This window comes from Arthrobacter sp. 10T425, assembly GCF_056393985.1.
The window spans coordinates 31,209-48,333 of record NZ_JBFTGZ010000022.1; the positions used below are offsets into that span (position 1 = coordinate 31,209).

Sequence of the window (17,125 nt, forward strand, 5' to 3'; positions counted from 1 at the left end):
CCCCGCGAAACTCTTTCTAGAACGCAAATAAATGCGTTGGGACCGGCGGACTACTCCGCACCTAATAGCAAGAGAGGACGTAGACCATGGAACTCACCGCAGGTCTCGTTTGGCTCCTGGTCGCCGCGGCACTCGTGCTGTTCATGACCCCGGGCCTGGCATTCTTCTACGGCGGCATGACCCGCGCCAAGTCGGCTTTGAACATGATGATGATGAGCTTCGTCGCCATTGGAACCGTCGGCATCATGTGGATCCTGTGGGGCGCTTCGATGGCTACGACCAACGAAGACAACTTCTACCAGATCTTCGCCAACCCGTTCAGCCACTTCGGCCTGCACAACTTCACCGAACCGGCCGACCTGCTCAAGGTCGGCTACGCGGCCACGTTCGCGATCATCACGGTGGCCCTGATCTCCGGTGCGGTCGCCGACCGCGCCAAGTTCTCCGCATGGGTGGTCTTCACCCCCATCTGGGCCACCCTGGTCTACGCGCCGATGGCCTTCATGGTCTGGGGCGGCGGACTCTTCTCCGCGAATGGCTGGTTCGGCCAGACGTTCGCGCCGGTCATCGACTTCGCCGGCGGCACCGTGGTCCACATCAACGCCGGCGTCGCGGGCCTGATTCTGGTCCTGATCATCGGTAACCGCAAGGGCTTCGGCAAGGACCCGAACCACCGCCCGCACAACATTCCGTTCGTCATGCTCGGTGCCGCAATCCTGTGGTTCGGCTGGTTCGGCTTCAACGCCGGTGCCGCTGCCACTGTGGAGCAGGCCGGCCTGATCTGGATCAACACCCTGGCCGCCCCGGCCGCAGCCATGCTCGGCTGGCTCGCCGTGGAGCGCTTCCGCGACGGTCACCCGACCTCCCTCGGTGCCGCGTCCGGCGTGGTCGCCGGCCTGGTCGCCATCACCCCGGCCTGCGCCAACGTCTCCCCGCTGGGTGCGATCGCCCTCGGCGTCGTTGCCGGTGTGGCTTCGGCGCTCGCCGTCGGCCTGAAGTTCAAGTTCGGCTACGACGACTCGCTCGACGTCGTCGGCGTACACCTCGTCTCCGGTGTTGTCGGCACGGTCGCAATCGGCTTCCTGGCCACCCCGACCCAGGGCGCCGCGGGCCTGTTCTACGGCGGCGGCACCACGCAGCTGGTCGCCCAGACCCTCGCGGCAATGATGGCCATCGTCTTCACCGCCGTGATGACCTTCATCATTGCCTTCCCGATCCACAAGCTCATGGGCTTCCGGGTTTCCCAGGAACAGGAAGTTGTCGGTGTGGACCTGAGCCTGCACGCAGAGACCGCCTACGAGTTCGGCGTCGGCGGGCACGGCGGCAGCTTCCAGCCGCTGCACGAACTGATCACGGGCAAGCCGATGGGCGGCGAGCCGCAGGAGGAAGGCGCAGCCGCCGAAGTGCCGGTGGACGCCGCGTCCAACGGCAAGCAGAACGCAACGGGCAAGGAAAGTGTGGGGGCATGAAACTGATCACGGCAATCGTCCGACCGGAAAAGCTTGAGGCTATTCGCGAAGGCCTGGAAGCCTACGGTGTGCAGGGCCTCACGGTCAGCGCAGCCAGCGGCTACGGCCGGCAGCGCGGCTACACCGAGGTGTACCGCGGGGCCGAGTACAACGTGGACCTGCTGCCAAAGATCCGGGTGGAAGTCCTGGCCACCGACGAACAGGCGGACGACATCCTGGATGTCATCATCGCCAGTTCCAACACCGGCCGGGCCGGCGACGGCAAAGTCTGGACGATGGATGTGTTCGAGGCTGTCAGGGTCCGTACCGGAGAGCGTGGTTCGGCAGCGATCTAGCTGCCCCGCTCCACTCCCGGAACGGGAGACAGGCAGGGCGTTGACACGGCACTGACACAGCGGGCCGGATACCTGGGAAGGTATCCGGCCCGCTGTGTCGTTGCTGCTTGTGTCGTTAGTGCTGTGTCGTTAGTGCTGTGTCGTTGCTGCTGTGTCGGCCCGGCGTGCCGCGGGATCCGCGCTGGCCCTGCCGCGACGAATCTAGGCCGGCCAGCCCTCCGGCCCCGGGGTCCCGGCCGGATATTCCTCCAGCGGGACATGTCCGGCGGTCCACGATTTCAGCACCGGCGCCAGGATGCGCCAGCAGTCTTCGGCCGTGTCCGCCCGCACCGAGAGCAGCGGATCCCCGGTCAGCACGCCCTCGAGCACTTCACCGTAGGGGAGGAGTTCGGAGGCGCTCAGTTCGGCCTGCAGCGTGGCCCGGTCCAGGCTCAGGACATTGCCCGGTCCGTTCACGTCGACGTCGAACTGCAGCGTGTCCGGGCCAAAGCCGATCCTCAGCTGGTTGGGGGCGTCCACACCGGTGAACCCCCTCGGAAGGTGCGGCACCGGCCGGAAGGTCACCACGGCCTCCTTGCGTTTCTGGCCCAGCGCCTTGCCTGAGCGCAGGATGAACGGCACGCCCTGCCAGCGCCAGTTGTCGATCTCCACCTGCACCTCGGCGAGGGTTTCAGTAGCCCTGGACGCGTCCACGCCCTCCTCCTTGGCGTAGTCCGGGATGTCCCGGCCGTTGATCGAACCCGCCGTGTACCGGGCCCGGCGGCTGCTTTGCCGGTAGGGGGCCTTGATGCTGCTGGCCCGCAGCACGGTGGCCACGGCATCGCGGAGATCGCGTTCGTCCACGGATGCCGGCGGCTCGATTGCCATGAGGGCCATGATCTGAAGCAGGTGGCTTTGGATCATGTCACGGAGCGCCCCGGCGCCGTCGTAGTAGCGGGCGCGGCCTTCGAGGGCGAGGTCCTCGTCGAAGATGATCTCGATTTTTTCGATGTTCTGCCGGTTCCACACCGGCTCCAGGAACGTGTTCGCGAAGCGCAGGCCAAGGATGTTCAGGACCGTTGCCTTGCCGAGGAAGTGGTCCACGCGGTGGATGTGGTCCTCCGGGACCAGCGCGGCCAGCGTCTTGTTCAGGTGGCGCGCCGACTGCTCGTCTGAGCCGAACGGCTTCTCCATGACCAGCCGGGTGCCGGCGGGCACGTCCTCCGGCGCCAGGGCCTCGCACGCGAGCTGGCTGACCCGCGGCGGCAGGGCGAAGTAGACAGCCACAGGCCCCTCCAGTTTCGCCAGGAGCCCGGCGAGCTGGCCCTCGGCCGTGACATCGAGCTGGTGGTAGGTGCTCTCCTTGCGGATCCGCTTGAGCTCCCGCTTGCCGTGGGCGTCGGCCTTGGAGTCCTCGTCCGCGAACGACTCCTCGATCCGGCCAAGCCACTGCTCCGGCGTCCAGGGGTCCGATCCCGCTCCCGCCAGGGCGAGGCCGTCGGCGCGGCCCCGGGCCACCAGGCGGGCAAGCCCCGGTAACAGGAGCCTTCCGGTGAGATCGCCGGAAGCGCCCAGGATGAGCAGGGTTTTTACAGTTGTTTGGCTGGTCACCTACGCCAGCATGCCATCTTGAAGGCGCATCTTGGTACCCTAGATAGTCGAGTCCTGTTGTCGTGGCGGTTCGTCCAGGCGAATACCAGTCGCGACGCTGGCGTGCCGCACCGGCCGCCACCTGTAGATCCACTGAAAGAAGTGCACGGCGCGTGTTCAATTCACTCTCTGACCGGTTGACAGCAACCTTCAAGAATCTGCGTGGCAAGGGCCGCCTGACCGAGGCGGACGTTGACGCCACAGTCCGCGAGATCCGGCGTGCCCTCCTGGACGCCGATGTCGCTGTGCCCGTGGTCCGGGAATTCACCGGCCGCGTGCGCGAGCGTGCCCTCGGCGCCGAGGTCTCCGGGGCGCTGAACCCGAGCCAGCAGATCGTGAAGATCGTCAACGAGGAACTCGTCGAGATCCTCGGCGGCGAGACCCGCCGGATCCGCCTGGCCAAGACCGGACCCACCATCATCATGCTGGCGGGCCTCCAGGGCGCCGGCAAGACCACCCTGGCCGGCAAGCTCGCCAAATGGCTCAAGTCCCAGGGCCACAGCCCCATGCTGGTGGCCTGCGACCTCCAGCGGCCCAACGCCGTCACCCAGCTGCAGGTGGTCGGCCAGCGCGCCGGCGTACCCGTGTTCGCCCCGCACCCGGGCGCCACGTCCACCGAACTGGACCACCCTGCCGGAGACCCCGTCGCCGTCGCCCGTGACGGCGTCGAGGAAGCCAAGCGCACCCTGCACGACGTCGTGATCGTGGACACCGCCGGCCGTCTCGGCGTCGACGCCGAGATGATGGAGCAGGCGCGCCAGATCCGCCGCGCGATCGTCCCGAACGAAGTCCTGTTCGTGATCGACTCCATGATCGGCCAGGACGCCGTCAACACTGCCCTGGCCTTTGACGAGGGCGTCAACTTCACCGGCATCGTGCTCTCCAAGCTCGACGGCGACGCCCGCGGCGGCGCCGCGCTCTCCGTCGCGTCGGTGACCGGCAAGCCGGTCATGTTCGCCTCCACCGGCGAAGGCGTGGACGACTTCGAGCTCTTCCACCCGGACCGCATGGCCTCGCGCATCCTCGACATGGGTGACGTCCTCACCCTGATCGAGCAGGCCGAGAAGTCCTGGGACAAGGATGAAGCCGCCCGGATGGCGAAGAAGTTCGCCGACCAGGAAGACTTCACCCTCGATGACTTCCTCGCCCAGATGCAGCAGATCCGCAACATGGGCTCCATGAAGAAGATGCTCATGATGATGCCGGGTGCGCAGAACATCCGCCAGCAGCTGGAGCAGTTCGACGAGCGCGAGATCGACCGTGTCGAGGCCATTGTCCGCTCGATGACCCCGCACGAGCGCGTGGCTCCGAAGATCATCAACGGCTCCCGCCGGGCCCGTATTGCGCGCGGTTCCGGCGTGCACGTCTCCGAGGTCAACGGACTGCTGGAACGTTTTGCCCAGGCCCAGAAGATGATGAAGAAGATGGCCGCCGGCGGCGGGATGCCCGGCATGCCGGGGATGCCCGGCATGGGCGGCGGGGGCGGTGCCCGCAAGGGAGCCAAGTCCGCGCCCAAGAAGAAGGCCCGCTCCGGCAACCCGGCCAAGGCGGCGCAGGAACTGCGCGACGCCGAGGCCCGGCGTGCCGCCGGCCCCAAGGCGTTGCCCACCGGCGCGTCGTTCGGCCAGCAGGGCGGCGACTTCGATCCGTCCCAGCTGAACCTGCCCAAGGGTTTCGACAAGTTCCTCGGCGGCAGCAAGTAGCCGCAAGTGCTGACGGCCGCCGGCACTGTGTCGCCGGCGGCATCAGCACTGAAGTGCCATAGGGTTAGACAATGTTCAAGCAGCGCGTAGTCTTCGTCCACGGGGACGGCAGCTTCGGCGCCGCCGCGTGGCCAAAACAGCACGGAATGGCGCTGGACTACGACGCCCTGTTCCTGCGGCGGCACGGGTTTGACGCCGTCGCGGAACCGCTCGAATCCAACTTCGCGGCCGACGCCGCCATCGTGCTCGCCTCGCTGGCAGACGACGGCCGCGGCGAGGCCGGCGGCCATGTGGTGGCCCATTCGCAGGGCGCGATCGCGGCGATGATGGCCGCCGTCGAGCGGCCCGACCTCGTCCAGTCGCTGACCCTGGTGGAACCGGCCTGCCTGTCCCTGACCGCGGAGCTCCCGGCCACCGCCGCGCACCGGGCCCTGATGCAGCCGCTCTTCGACGTCCGGTACAACCTCAGCGACGACGACTTCCAGCGGGAGTTCATCCGCCGCGCGTTCGCGGCCGACGCCCCGGGAGCCACGACGCCGGAGGCCCTCCGGGCTGCGCGCCGGCTCCGCCTGCAGGCGCCGCCGTGGGAAGCCCCGCTGCAGATCGTGCCGGGCGTGCCGACCCTTGTCCTGACCGGCGGCTGGGAACCGCTGTATGAGGAAATTGCCGGTTACCTGCGCGAGACCGGCGCCCTGCACCGCACGGCGCCGGGAGGGCACCGGCCCCAGGATTCAGCCGAAGGGGACCGGGCCATCCGCTCCTACATTGCCGAGGTCAGCCGGCACCAGCACGCCCGGGCGTCCTAGGAAGCTGCGGGTTCTCCCACCGAGGGCTGCGGCAGGTAGACCTTGCCGCCCGAGGCGAGGAACTCGTTGCTCTTCGCCCGTATTCCGGCCGCCATCTGCGCTAGGGCCGCCTGCGAATCTGCTGATCCATATTCGTCCCGGATGTCCTGGCTGATCCGCATGGAGCAGAACTTCGGGCCGCACATCGAGCAGAAGTGGGCTGTCTTGGCCGGCTCCGCGGGAAGCGTCTCATCATGGAAGGCCTCGGCCGTGACCGGGTCCAGGGACAGCGCGAACTGGTCCCGCCAGCGGAACTCGAACCTTGCCTTGGACAGGGCATCGTCGCGTTCGTGCGCGCCCGGGTGGCCCTTGGCGAGGTCCGCGGCATGGGCGGCGATCTTGTAAGTGATCACGCCCGTCTTCACATCGTCCTTGTTCGGCAGCCCGAGGTGTTCCTTGGGCGTGACGTAGCAGAGCATGGCAGTGCCGTAGCGGGCGATCTCGGTGGCGCCGATCGCCGAGGTGATGTGGTCATAGCCCGGTGCGATGTCCGTGACGAGCGGCCCGAGTGTGTAAAACGGGGCGCCCTTGCAGAGTTCCTGCTGGCGCTCCACGTTTTCCCGGACGAGGTGGAAGGGCACATGCCCGGGGCCCTCCACCATGACCTGCACGTCGAAGTCCCAGGCCCGCTGCGTGAGCTCGGCCAGGGTGTCCAGTTCGGCGAACTGTGCCGCGTCGTTGGCATCCGCCGTCGCGCCCGGCCGCAGCCCGTCGCCCAGCGAGAACGCGACGTCGTAGCGTGCGAAGATCTCGCACAGCTCATCGAAGTGGGTGTACAGAAAGTTCTCCCGGTGGTGCGCCAGGCACCAGCCAGCCATGATGGAACCGCCGCGGGACACGATGCCGGTGACCCGGTTGGCCGTCAGGGGCACATACCGCAGCAGCACGCCCGCGTGGATGGTCATGTAGTCCACGCCCTGCTCGCACTGTTCGATCACGGTGTCCCGGAAGATCTCCCAGGTCAGGGCGTTCGCCTCACCGTTGACCTTCTCCAGCGCCTGGTAGATCGGGACCGTTCCGATGGGGACGGGGGAATTACGGATGATCCACTCGCGCGTGGTGTGGATGTCATCCCCGGTGGAGAGGTCCATGACGGTGTCCGCGCCCCACTGCGTGGCCCACTGGAGTTTGTCGACCTCCTCGGCGATGGAGCTGGTCACGGCTGAGTTGCCGATATTGGCGTTGATTTTCACCAGGAACGACTTGCCGATGATCATCGGCTCGGATTCGGGGTGGTTGACGTTGTTGGGAATGATCGCGCGGCCCGCGGCCACCTCGCTGCGCACCAGCTCCACATCGCAGTTCTCGCGCAGCGCGACGAACCGCATTTCCTGGGTGATGACACCGTCCCGGGCGTAGCGCATCTGCGTGACGGTCCTGCCCTCAACGGCCCGGCGCGGCACCGGCCGGCCGCCCCGCCACTCGGCCGACGCAGCACCGCGGCGCACCGCCGATTTGCCGTCGTCGAGCAGCTCCCGTTCGCGGCCGGCGTAGGGTTCGGTGTCCGCCCTGGCCTCAATCCAGGGGGTGCGGAACGGCTCCAGCCCGCGGACCGGATCGCTGCCCGGGCCGGCAGTGCGGTACACCCGGAACGGCGGGTTCCGGACGTCGCCCGGGGAGGGTTCCAGGGCGATCTCGGTCACCGGCACGCGGATGCCATGCTCGGGATCCGTGCTGAAGGCCAGCGAGTGGGACTTCAGCGACTGCGTGGTGGCTGCGGACTGAATTTGGACAGGGCTGTGCTGTGTCACTTGGGTGTTCACGGAAAAGCTCACTTCCTTCGCCGGCATTACCCGGACAGGTTCAACGGTCGCAGGCTGCGTCAGCCCGATCTCAGCCCCTGCAGGGGCACCCGTGTGGTCGTAGACGAAACTACCACGCACCTCCGGCCGGCCCTCGAGTGTGACGGAGTGCGGTCGGGCCGCGGTGTTAGCGTGGCATTGTGACTCTGCCCAGGGCCGTGCCCCGCATCCGGATGGCGACGCCGGAAGACCTCCCGGCGCTGCCGGTTCTCGAGGCCTCAGCAGACCGCATCCTCGAAGCGGAGCTGGGGAACCAGACGCTCCCGGCTCCGGAGTTGACGACGCCGGTTGAGCCGCTCTTCACACTTGTCGCCGGTAACCCGCCCGTAGGGTTTGCCCGCGTTGACGAGGTCGGCGGCCAGGCCCATCTGGAACAGCTCTCCGTGCAGCCGGACTCCGCCGGGCGGGGGATAGGACGGTCCCTGGTGGAGGCAGCCCTTGATGCGGCCCGGAGCCGTGGCTATTTATCGATGACGCTTTGCACCTTCGAAGGCGTCCCGTTCAATGCGCCGTTTTATGCGAGCTGCGGTTTCGAGGAACTCGCCCAGCCAGGACAGGCGTTGGGCGCCCTGCGGATCCACGAAGCGCAGCTGGGGCTGGACGGTCTTGGCCGGCGGATCGTCATGCGGATTAGGCTTTAGGTCATGACCGGCATCATCGAGTTCAGCGGCCCCATCCTCACCGCGGCGGACCAGAAACGCCGCGGGCTCTGGTCGGTGGGCGGCCTGCTAACCTTCCGCCGTCCGGCCGCCGCGCCTGACCTCGTGCTGGACGGCTGGGTCATGCCCGGCCTCGTGGACGCGCACTGCCACATCGGCCTCGGCCCGGGCGGGGACGTTACCGAGGACACCGCGGAATCCCAGGCCCTGGCGGACCGCGACGCCGGGACACTCCTGGTCCGCGACGCCGGCGCCGTCCACAACACCCGCTGGCTCCAGCAGCGCGCGGACCTGCCCCGGATCATCCGCTCCGGCAGGCATCTCGCCAGGACCCGGCGCTACCTGCCGGGCCTGGCCGTCGAGGTCGAGCCGGAGGATCTCGTCGAGGCCGTGCGGAAGCAAGCCCGCGCGGGCGACGGCTGGGTCAAGCTCGTGGGGGACTGGATCGACCGCGACGCCGGCGACCTCGCCGCCAGCTTTCCCGCCCGGACCATCAGGGACGCCGTCCAGGCCGCCCACGATGAGGGGGCCCGCGTCACCGCACACTGCTTCGCCGAAGACACCCTCGATGACATGCTCGACGCCGGGATCGACTGCATCGAGCACGCCACCGGGCTGCTGCCGCGGCACCTGCCGCGCTTCCTCGAACAGGGTGTTCCCATCGTGCCCACCCTGATCAACATCGCCACGTTCCCGGACATCGCCGCCCGGGCGGCGGCCAAGTTCCCCCGCTACGCAGCCCACATGCGCTCGCTGTGGGAGCGCCGGGCGGAGCGGATCCTCGAAGCCCACGAGGCCGGGCTGGCGATCTATGCCGGTACCGACGCCGGCAGCGTGATCAGCCATGGCAGGATCGTGGACGAGATCCAGGCCCTGCACGCCGCCGGCCTTCCCGCCGCTGCCGCCCTCAACGCCGCGAGCTGGTCTGCGCGGACCTGGCTCGGCGCGGAGTCCATCGGTGAAGGGGCAAGCGCTGACGTCCTCGTCACCGCCGAGGATCCGCGGAGCAATCCGGCCACGCTCCGCCAGATCCGGCACATCGTGCTGCGTGGGCTGCCGGTAGGCCGGGCGCCAGTCCATGTTTTGGAATAAATTGAAGCTTCAAGTAATTTATCTTTACGTAGAGTCGCCGAAGGCCGGTGGCTACAGAATCCACGGAGCATTGCCATGACCGCAGAAGCCAGCACCCAGGACCTCCTTCCTGCCGAACTCACCATGGGCACCGTGATGCTCAAGGTCGGCGACATGAAGCTCATGACCGACTACTACCAGCGCGCCCTCGGCCTGGAGACTGTGGCCGAACAGGACGGCGGGCTCTACCTTGGGCGCCAGCAGAAGCCGCTGGTGCATCTGGCGCCTGCCCCGGGCCTGAATCTACCTTCCCGCGGCGAGGCCGGGCTCTTCCACACCGCCCTCCTCTTCGAGGACCAGCACTCCCTGGCGGCCACCATCGCCACCGCGGCCCAGTACGAGCCCCAGTCCTTCACCGGCAGCGCGGACCACCTCGTCAGCGAGGCGTTCTACTTCAACGACCCCGAAGGCAACGGCATCGAGCTGTACTGGGACCGGCCGCGGGCGGCGTGGTCCTGGGAGGGCAAGAACGTCGTCATGGACAGTCTCGCCCTGCCGCCGCAGCGCTACCTGCAGCAATACCTGACCGAGGAGTCCGTGGCCGGCCAGCGCCAGGCCGCCGCCGGCGTCGGGCACGTCCACCTGCAGGTCGGCGACGTCCAGTCGGCGCATGATTTCTATGTCGGCACGCTCGGCTTCGAAAAGACCGCGGGCTGGCACGGCCAGGCGCTGTTCGTCTCGGCCGGCGGCTACCACCACCACATGGCCATGAACGTCTGGAACAGCCGCGGCGCGGGCCCCCGGCGCGACACGCTGGGCCTGGGCGAGGTCCTCATCGAGGTGCCCTCCGGCGACGACGTCACGGCCCTGGCCGACCGGCTCAAGGTTGCCGGCGTCGAATCCCACCACACCGGCGCCGAGCTGCGCTTCGAGGATCCGTGGCGCAACCGGATCCGCGTCGCCGTGCGCTAGAAGTTCTCCCCCAGGCAAGCTGGTCGCTGGACATGTCCAGCGCGCACAGCTTCCCCCGGACATGACCCCTCTTCGCCGGCGGGACCGCTGGGCATGTCCACTGCGCGGAGCCGGGACTCCGGAACATGTCCATTGCTCGCAGCCGGGACTCCGGAACATGTCCATTGCTCGCAGCCGGGAATGGACATGGTTGCCATATGTCCAGTGCTCAGGGCCAGGGGAGGGCATGCCCATCGGGCCTTGGTCGGTTTCCCGGGCCAGCGAGGGACATGTCGACTCTTCGCCAGCAGGACACTGGAACATGTCCATTGCTCGCAGCCGGAAATCGACATAGTTGCCACATGTCCAGTGCTCACGGCCAGGAGTGGGCATGTCCACGGGCGGGGTCGGTTCCCGGGCCAGCGAGGGACATGTCCACTGTTTCCAGGCAGGACGTCGGAGCATGCCCATTGCTCGCAGCCGGGAATGGACATAGTTGCCATATGTCCAGTGCTCAGGGCCAGGGGAGGGCATGCCCATCGGGCGGGGCGGGGCCGTGCTGAAGCGGCTAGGCTGAAGCGACGCCGAAAACAGCGGTCTGCGGACCGCCGAACCCTAAGGACCAGCTGCATGGGATTCACCGAACTCTTTGTGTCCACCCACGAAGAAGCCCTCAAGCGCGCCGGCGCACTGGAAGGCGGCGGCCCGGCCGCCCCGGGCGCCGTCCGCATCCCGGAGATCAGCGATTTCGAGGTGGAGCGGCTGGGAGACCTCGCCGGCGTCGCCGTGCACGCCCCGGGCGCGGACTATGAACTGGCCATGGTCGACGTGGCCAGCGACTCGCTGCTTGGCGTCCCGGCGGCAATGGTCCGCACGCTGGCGGAACTGCTCAGCTATGAAACCGAAGGGGAGGGCGAGGTCCTGGAGGATGTCGCCGCCAACTGGGCCGCCGAGGAGGACATGCCCTTCGGCCCCGACGAGGCCCGGGACTACGTCCGCCGGATCGCCGAGCTCGCCGCCGGCGTCGACCCCGCCACCAGGTCCGGCCTCTACGTCTGGACGTCCTGACCGGCCCTCGAGGCCGCTTCCAGGCCGCGCGCTGGTGCGCCGGGCACGTGTCAAGTCGAAATCCTGCCGGTGATCTGGCACAATGAACAGGTACTCGATCTGCGTGGCCCCTCTCTCCGCGTCTGGATCTTGTCCTTTAGAACCCCCAAGTACGGCCCGCCCCACGGGTGCAGAACGCCGGGCTCGACCCCGTTTCAGAAACAGGAGTGACCACAAAAGTGGCCGTAAAGATTCGCCTTAAGCGCTTCGGTAAGATGCGCGCACCGTACTACCGCATCGTCGTCATGGACTCACGCTCCAAGCGTGATGGCCGTGCTATCGAAGAGATCGGCAAGTACCACCCGACCGAAGAGCCCTCGTACATCGAGGTCGACACGGACCGTGCCCAGTACTGGCTCGGCGTCGGCGCACAGCCGTCCGAGCAGGTCGCCGCGATCCTGAAGATCACCGGTGACTGGCAGAAGTTCAAGGGTCTCCCGGGCCAGGAGGGAACCTTGAAGACCAAGGCTCCCAAGGCTGCCTTCGTTACCCCGGAAAAGGGTTCCGTGATCATCCCGGAAGCCATCACCAAGAAGGCCAAGAAGGACGAAGCTGCCGAGGCTCCCGCCGACGCCGCCGAAGCAGAGACCACCGAGGCTGAGTAAATTGCTGGCAGAAGCGCTCGAACACCTGGTCCGCGGGATTGTTGACAGCCCCGAGGACGTCAAGGTCAGTGCGAAGAACAACCGCCGCGGGGAAACCCTCGAGGTGCGCGTTCATCAGGACGACCTCGGACGGGTGATCGGCCGGCAGGGCCGGACCGCACGCGCATTGCGCACTGTGGTTGCGGCGCTGGCGGACGGCGAGCCGGTCAGGGTCGACGTCGTCGACACCGACCGCCGCCGGTAACGCTTTCAGCACTACTTGTCTTGAGTCCGGCCCCTTCACCAGATAATGGTGGAGGGGCCGGACTGTTTTCCCGGAATTCCGCACCAGAGAATACAGAATCACCAACCCCGAACAGAGGAACAGATGCAGCTCCAGGTGGCACGAATCGGCAAGCCCCACGGCATCCGCGGCGAAGTGACCGTCCAGGTGCTCACCGATGCGCCCGGCGACCGTTTTGTCCCCGGCACCCAGTTCATCGTTGAACCCGCCTCGGCCGGTCCGCTGACGGTGTTCAGCGCCCGCTGGAACAAGGACATCCTGTTGCTGGCCTTTGACGAGATCGAGACCCGCAACGAGGCCGAGGGCCTGCGCGGCGCCAAGCTGTTCATCGAAACCGAAGACATCGGCGCCGAGGACGACGACGAGGGCTGGTACGAGCACGAGCTCGTGGGCCTGGAGGTCCGCGTAGGCGGCAATGTGGTCGGCAAGGTCTCGGCGCTGCACACGCTGCCCGTCCAGGACCTGCTGGTGGTCACCACGGACGACGGCAAGGAAGTCCTGATCCCCTTCGTCGAGCAGATTGTGCCCGAGGTCAACGTGGCTGAAAAATACGTCCTCGTCACCCCGCCGCCCGGACTGTTCGAAGTCAACACGGACGAGGCGCCCGAGGCCCAAAACCTCGAGGCCCAAAACCCCGCAGCCCAGGCTCCGAAAGCCGAGGGCGCCGCGGCCCGGAACTCCGAAGAGCAGGGCATCGCCTAGATGAGAATCGACGTCGTCAGCATCTTTCCGGAGTACCTGGCCCCGCTGGAGCTGTCGCTGATCGGCAAGGCCCGCCAGGACGGCCTGCTGGACCTCAAGGTCCATGACCTGCGGGACTTCACCACCGACCGGCACCGCACGGTCGATGACACCCCCTACGGCGGCGGCGCCGGCATGGTCATGAAGCCCGAACCCTGGGCTCAGGCCCTCACCGCCGTGGCCGCCGGGCGGTCCGGGGACGCAGGGGACGCCGGCGCACCTGACGACGCCGGCACCCCCGGCACTCCAGAGTCTGCCGGCCAGGAAACTGCCGCTAAGTCTGTCCTGATCGTCCCGTCGCCGGCGGGGGAGCGCTTCACCCAGGCCACCGCCCATCAGCTCGCCGAGGAGGACCAGCTGGTGTTCGCCTGCGGCCGGTACGAGGGCATCGATGAGCGGGTCCTGGAATGGGCGGCGGAGCACTTCACGGTGCGCCCGATGAGCCTGGGGGATTACGTCCTCAACGGCGGCGAGGTCGCCGTGCTCGCCATGGTTGAGGCCATCGGACGGCTGCTGCCCGGCGTCGTCGGCAACCCCGAGTCCCTCGTCGAGGAATCCCACTCCGACGGGCTGCTCGAGTACCCCGTCTACACCAAGCCCTCCAGCTGGCGGGACCGCGACGTCCCGGCCGTGCTGCTGAGCGGCAACCACGGAAAGATCGCCCAGTGGCGCCGGCATGAGCAGTACCGGCGCACCGCCGAACGCCGTCCCGACCTCCTCGCGGAGTTCGACGCCGGCAAGCTGCCGCGCGCGGACCGTACGGCCTTCTCCGACCTGGGGTACGACGTCGTCGACGGCCGCCTGCTGCGCCGTCCCGACGCCTAACCGCCGGGATTGGGCTAACCCGCACAAAATGTGGCAAAATTAGTCCTTGTGCCTGCTGGGTTGCGAACCTGCCACAGGGGGAGCGCTACCAACAGCCCGGCACCCCGGCCCCGTCTACTCCTGACAGGGCCGGATTGACAAACTTTCGGCGGAAATTTCCGGGCGGCGCATGCCACCGGCCCTGACCGCCGTAACCCAACGTGAGTGACCTGTGGCGTTCACCAGGAGTGGATCAATGCATATCCTCGATTCCGTAGATGCAGCCTCGCTGCGCACCGATGTTCCCGAGTTCCGCGCGGGTGACACCATCAAGGTTCACGTGAACATCATCGAAGGCAAGAACTCCCGCGTCCAGGTCTTCCAGGGCTTCGTCCTTGGCCGCCAGGGCGATGGCGTCCGCGAAACCTTCACCGTCCGCAAGGTCTCCTTCGGTGTCGGCGTAGAGCGTACCTTCCCGGTGCACTCCCCGATCATCGACAAGGTCGAGCTCGTCTCCAAGGGTGACGTGCGCCGCGCCAAGCTTTACTACATGCGCAACCTGCGTGGTAAGGCCGCGAAGATCAAGGAAAAGCGCGACTTCCAGACCGCCAAGTAAGCCTTTTTCGTCTTCCACGACAGGCTTCCACCGCGGATCCACGGACCGTATCCGGTGCGTCAGCTAGTGCGGCGCCGGAGCTATCCGCAACAGCGCACATTAGTTCACGACAGCGCCAGGGGATACGGAACATGGAACAGCCAAAACGCCAGCCCAGGAAACCGGGCTGGCGTTTTGCGTTGCTGGCCCTGGTGCTCGCCGTGGCCATCAGCGCCGTGGTCCGCTCCCTGTGGGTGGACATCTTCTTTATCCCGTCCGCCTCCATGGAGCCGCTCCTGCACACGGGGGACCGGATCGTCGTGGCGCGGACCGGCTTCCAAGCTAAGCCCTTGGGCCGGGGCGACGTCGTCGTCTTTGACGGCCGCGGTTCCTTTGCCCCGCTCAACAGTGGCAACGGCCCCGTGGTGGATGCCCTCGCCGAAGCCGGACGCTGGCTTGGCCTTGCGGGCAGCGACACAACGTATGTCAAGCGCGTCATCGGACTGCCCGGCGACCGTGTGGTCTGCTGCGACGCCAGCGGCCGGCTCACAGTCAACGGCCAGCAAGTTGCGGAACCGTATGTGTATCCGGGGGACACCCCGAGCGATGTGAAGTTCGCCGTCCAGGTGCCTGCCGGGCGGCTCTGGCTCATGGGGGACCACCGCTCGATGTCCGCCGACTCCCGGAGCCTCCTGGGCGCCCCTGGCGGGGGCATGGTGCCGCTGGAACGCGTCATTGGCAGGCCGGTACAGATCATCTGGCCGCTTGATAGATTTGCAGCAGTAGCGCGGCCCGAACCGGCTGCGACAACGACGACGACGAACGGACAGTAGATGCCCGAGACCGAACCGCGCACTCCTGATCCGCAGGGCCAGGACCGACCCCGGGCTACCGCCTCGGCGATTCCCGCGGATGAGCCGGCGGATCCACCGGCTGGTGCGCCGGCTCCTGCTCCGGCTCCTGCGTCGCAGGACGACAGCGCCGGTGCGCAGCGCGCTGATCGTATCCAGGCTGCCCGTATCGAGACTGCCCCTGCCGCGGCTGGGCCGACCACGCCTGAGCCGACCGGGAAGGAGCGGGCCGACGGCCCCGCCCACGCCGATCCGACCTCCCGCCGGGCCAGGAAGGCCAAGGCCCGCGAAGGGCGCAGCCCGCTCTTCCTGTGGCTCAAGGAGGTTGCCACGGTGGTCGTCGTGGCGATTGTGCTGTCCTTCCTGATCAAGACCTTCCTGTTCCGGGCCTTTTACATCCCGTCCGAATCCATGGTCAACACCCTCGATGTGAACGACCGCATCTTCGTGAACCTGCTCGTGCCCGAGCCCATGGCGCTCCAGCGCGGGGACGTGGTGGTGTTCCGTGACAGCCAGGGCTGGCTCGCCCCCGCCGCCCCCAAGGCCAAGGGCCCCTTCACCTGGGTGCAGGACGGGCTGACGTTCGTCGGTTTGCTGCCGGACAACTCGGAACAGCACCTGGTCAAGCGCGTCATCGGGCTCCCGGGTGACCACGTGGTCTGCTGCGACCCCGGCGGACAGCTCACCGTCAATGGCGCGCCGCTGGACGAGAAATACATCAATGCCGCAGAGATTCCCCAGGTCCGCGACTTTGACGTCGTCGTGCCCGCGGGCAAGGTCTGGGTCATGGGCGACAACCGCAACCACTCCGCGGATTCGCGCGCCCATATGGACACCAACGGCGGCTTCGTCAACGAATCCGACATTGAAGGCAAGGCCGCCGTCATCGCTTGGCCGCTGAACAGGATGTCGGCCTTGGACAACTACCCGGACGTCTTCCGCAGCGTCCCCGCCCCGTCCGGAAAGTAATCCGCCCGTCATGTCAGCAGCCCCCACCCTCGACTACGAACGCCGCTTCCGCAGCTCCGGCGCTCGGCTCCTCGCGGGCATCGACGAGGTCGGCCGCGGCGCCCTGGCCGGTCCCGTCAGCGTGGGGATCGCCGTCGTCGACCTGCAGCAACAGAAGCTCCTGGCCGATGTCCGGGACAGCAAGCTGCTCAAGGTCGCGGACCGGGAGCGTCTGGTGCCGCTGGTCCGGGACTGGAGTGTCGCCTCCGCCGTGGGGCATGCGTCCGCGAACGAGATCGACGAACTCGGGATCATCGCGGCGCTCCGTCTTGCCGGGAACCGGGCCTGGTTTGCCGTGCTCGCCGCCGGCGTCAGGCCCGAGGTTGTCCTGCTGGACGGCAGCCACAACTGGCTCTCGCCGGATCTGCAGCCGTCCTTGTTTGACGATGCCCCCGCCGAACCCGGTTGCGATGCCCCGGTGCACACACTGGTCAAAGCCGACATGCAGTGCCTCAGCGTCGCCGCGGCCAGCATCATCGCCAAGGTCGAGCGCGATGCGATGATGTGCGGGCTGCACACCCAGTACCCGGCCTACGGCTGGGACGTGAACAAGGGCTACGGCACCGCAGCGCACAAGGAGGCGCTGCGGACCTCCGGTCCCACGCCGTACCACCGGGTCAGCTGGCAGCTGCTCTAGGTGTTCTGGCCGCTCGGGCGCGACGGCCGG

General features: G+C 67.4%; 18 protein-coding genes and 1 riboswitch. Of the genes, 16 read left to right on the forward strand and 2 right to left on the reverse strand.

What is annotated here, in order from left to right; genetic code table 11:
* Nucleotides 1-86 precede the first annotated feature (86 nt).
* Both AC1DDH_RS19400 and AC1DDH_RS19405 read left to right on the forward strand, forming a co-directional pair.
* Complete coding sequence (locus AC1DDH_RS19400; RefSeq protein ID WP_476956093.1) at nt 87-1,469, forward strand: ammonium transporter; 1,383 nt, start codon at nt 87-89, stop codon at nt 1,467-1,469.
* Nucleotides 1,466-1,804 carry a P-II family nitrogen regulator gene (locus AC1DDH_RS19405; protein WP_028276847.1) on the forward strand — a complete coding sequence of 113 codons (339 nt, stop codon included), beginning with the start codon at nt 1,466-1,468 and terminating at the stop codon, nt 1,802-1,804. The genes AC1DDH_RS19400 and AC1DDH_RS19405 overlap by 4 nt, the downstream gene beginning before the upstream one ends.
* 201 nt (nt 1,805-2,005) lie before the next feature.
* Here AC1DDH_RS19405 and AC1DDH_RS19410 read toward each other — a convergent pair whose 3' ends face one another.
* Nucleotides 2,006-3,394 (reverse strand): glucose-6-phosphate dehydrogenase, encoded by a 1,389-nt coding sequence (locus tag AC1DDH_RS19410; RefSeq protein WP_476956094.1) that lies wholly within the window; start codon nt 3,392-3,394, stop codon nt 2,006-2,008.
* 152 nt (nt 3,395-3,546) lie between these two features.
* Between AC1DDH_RS19410 and ffh the strand changes: the two genes are divergently transcribed.
* Both ffh and AC1DDH_RS19420 read left to right on the forward strand, forming a co-directional pair.
* A complete protein-coding gene (ffh, locus tag AC1DDH_RS19415) occupies nt 3,547-5,136 on the forward strand; it encodes a signal recognition particle protein (RefSeq protein WP_223916506.1) in 1,590 nt (529 codons plus the stop codon).
* A 71-nt stretch (nt 5,137-5,207) separates the two neighbouring features.
* Entirely contained in the window at nt 5,208-5,942 is a 735-nt protein-coding gene (locus AC1DDH_RS19420; RefSeq protein WP_476956095.1) for an alpha/beta fold hydrolase, read from the forward strand.
* On the opposite strand, the gene thiC is transcribed toward AC1DDH_RS19420, so the two are convergent.
* Entirely contained in the window at nt 5,939-7,744 is a 1,806-nt protein-coding gene (thiC, locus tag AC1DDH_RS19425) for a phosphomethylpyrimidine synthase ThiC (protein WP_476956096.1), read from the reverse strand. The genes AC1DDH_RS19420 and thiC overlap by 4 nt on opposite strands.
* Nucleotides 7,740-7,847, reverse strand: a riboswitch (TPP riboswitch). It overlaps the preceding gene by 5 nt.
* 76 nt (nt 7,848-7,923) lie before the next feature.
* Between thiC and AC1DDH_RS19430 the strand changes: the two genes are divergently transcribed.
* The 12 genes from AC1DDH_RS19430 to AC1DDH_RS19485 all read left to right on the forward strand — a co-directional run bounded on the left by AC1DDH_RS19430 (nt 7,924) and on the right by AC1DDH_RS19485 (nt 17,095).
* Nucleotides 7,924-8,424, forward strand: a complete 501-nt coding sequence (locus AC1DDH_RS19430; protein ID WP_476956097.1) for a GNAT family N-acetyltransferase — start codon at nt 7,924-7,926, stop codon at nt 8,422-8,424.
* Nucleotides 8,425-8,427: 3 nt separating this feature from the next.
* On the forward strand, nt 8,428-9,534 hold the full coding sequence (locus AC1DDH_RS19435; RefSeq protein WP_476956098.1) for an amidohydrolase family protein: 1,107 nt from the start codon (nt 8,428-8,430) through the stop codon (nt 9,532-9,534).
* A gap of 75 nt (nt 9,535-9,609) precedes the next feature.
* Nucleotides 9,610-10,485 carry a VOC family protein gene (locus tag AC1DDH_RS19440; protein WP_476956099.1) on the forward strand — a complete coding sequence of 292 codons (876 nt, stop codon included), beginning with the start codon at nt 9,610-9,612 and terminating at the stop codon, nt 10,483-10,485.
* A gap of 609 nt (nt 10,486-11,094) precedes the next feature.
* Nucleotides 11,095-11,532, forward strand: a complete 438-nt coding sequence (locus AC1DDH_RS19445) for a hypothetical protein (protein ID WP_476848964.1) — start codon at nt 11,095-11,097, stop codon at nt 11,530-11,532.
* Between the two features lie 218 nt (nt 11,533-11,750).
* Complete coding sequence (gene rpsP, locus AC1DDH_RS19450; RefSeq protein WP_026266438.1) at nt 11,751-12,176, forward strand: 30S ribosomal protein S16; 426 nt, start codon at nt 11,751-11,753, stop codon at nt 12,174-12,176.
* A 1-nt stretch (nt 12,177) separates the two neighbouring features.
* Nucleotides 12,178-12,420, forward strand: a complete 243-nt coding sequence (locus AC1DDH_RS19455; protein WP_018773450.1) for an RNA-binding protein — start codon at nt 12,178-12,180, stop codon at nt 12,418-12,420.
* A 123-nt stretch (nt 12,421-12,543) separates the two neighbouring features.
* The gene (gene rimM / locus AC1DDH_RS19460; RefSeq protein WP_476956100.1) at nt 12,544-13,161 is read left to right on the forward strand and encodes a ribosome maturation factor RimM; all 618 of its coding nucleotides are present in this window, start codon (nt 12,544-12,546) and stop codon (nt 13,159-13,161) included.
* Nucleotides 13,162-14,025, forward strand: coding sequence for a tRNA (guanosine(37)-N1)-methyltransferase TrmD (gene trmD / locus AC1DDH_RS19465; protein WP_476956101.1), 864 nt, complete (start codon nt 13,162-13,164; stop codon nt 14,023-14,025). It begins immediately after the preceding gene.
* Between the two features lie 235 nt (nt 14,026-14,260).
* Nucleotides 14,261-14,620: a 50S ribosomal protein L19 gene (gene rplS, locus AC1DDH_RS19470; RefSeq protein ID WP_018773447.1), complete on the forward strand. Its 360-nt coding sequence runs from the start codon at nt 14,261-14,263 to the stop codon at nt 14,618-14,620.
* Nucleotides 14,621-14,751: 131 nt separating this feature from the next.
* Nucleotides 14,752-15,432 carry a signal peptidase I gene (gene lepB / locus AC1DDH_RS19475; RefSeq protein WP_476956102.1) on the forward strand — a complete coding sequence of 227 codons (681 nt, stop codon included), beginning with the start codon at nt 14,752-14,754 and terminating at the stop codon, nt 15,430-15,432.
* Nucleotides 15,433-16,419, forward strand: a complete 987-nt coding sequence (gene lepB, locus AC1DDH_RS19480) for a signal peptidase I (protein ID WP_476956103.1) — start codon at nt 15,433-15,435, stop codon at nt 16,417-16,419.
* 10 nt (nt 16,420-16,429) lie between these two features.
* Entirely contained in the window at nt 16,430-17,095 is a 666-nt protein-coding gene (locus AC1DDH_RS19485; protein WP_223916524.1) for a ribonuclease HII, read from the forward strand.
* Nucleotides 17,096-17,125: the final 30 nt, after the last annotated feature.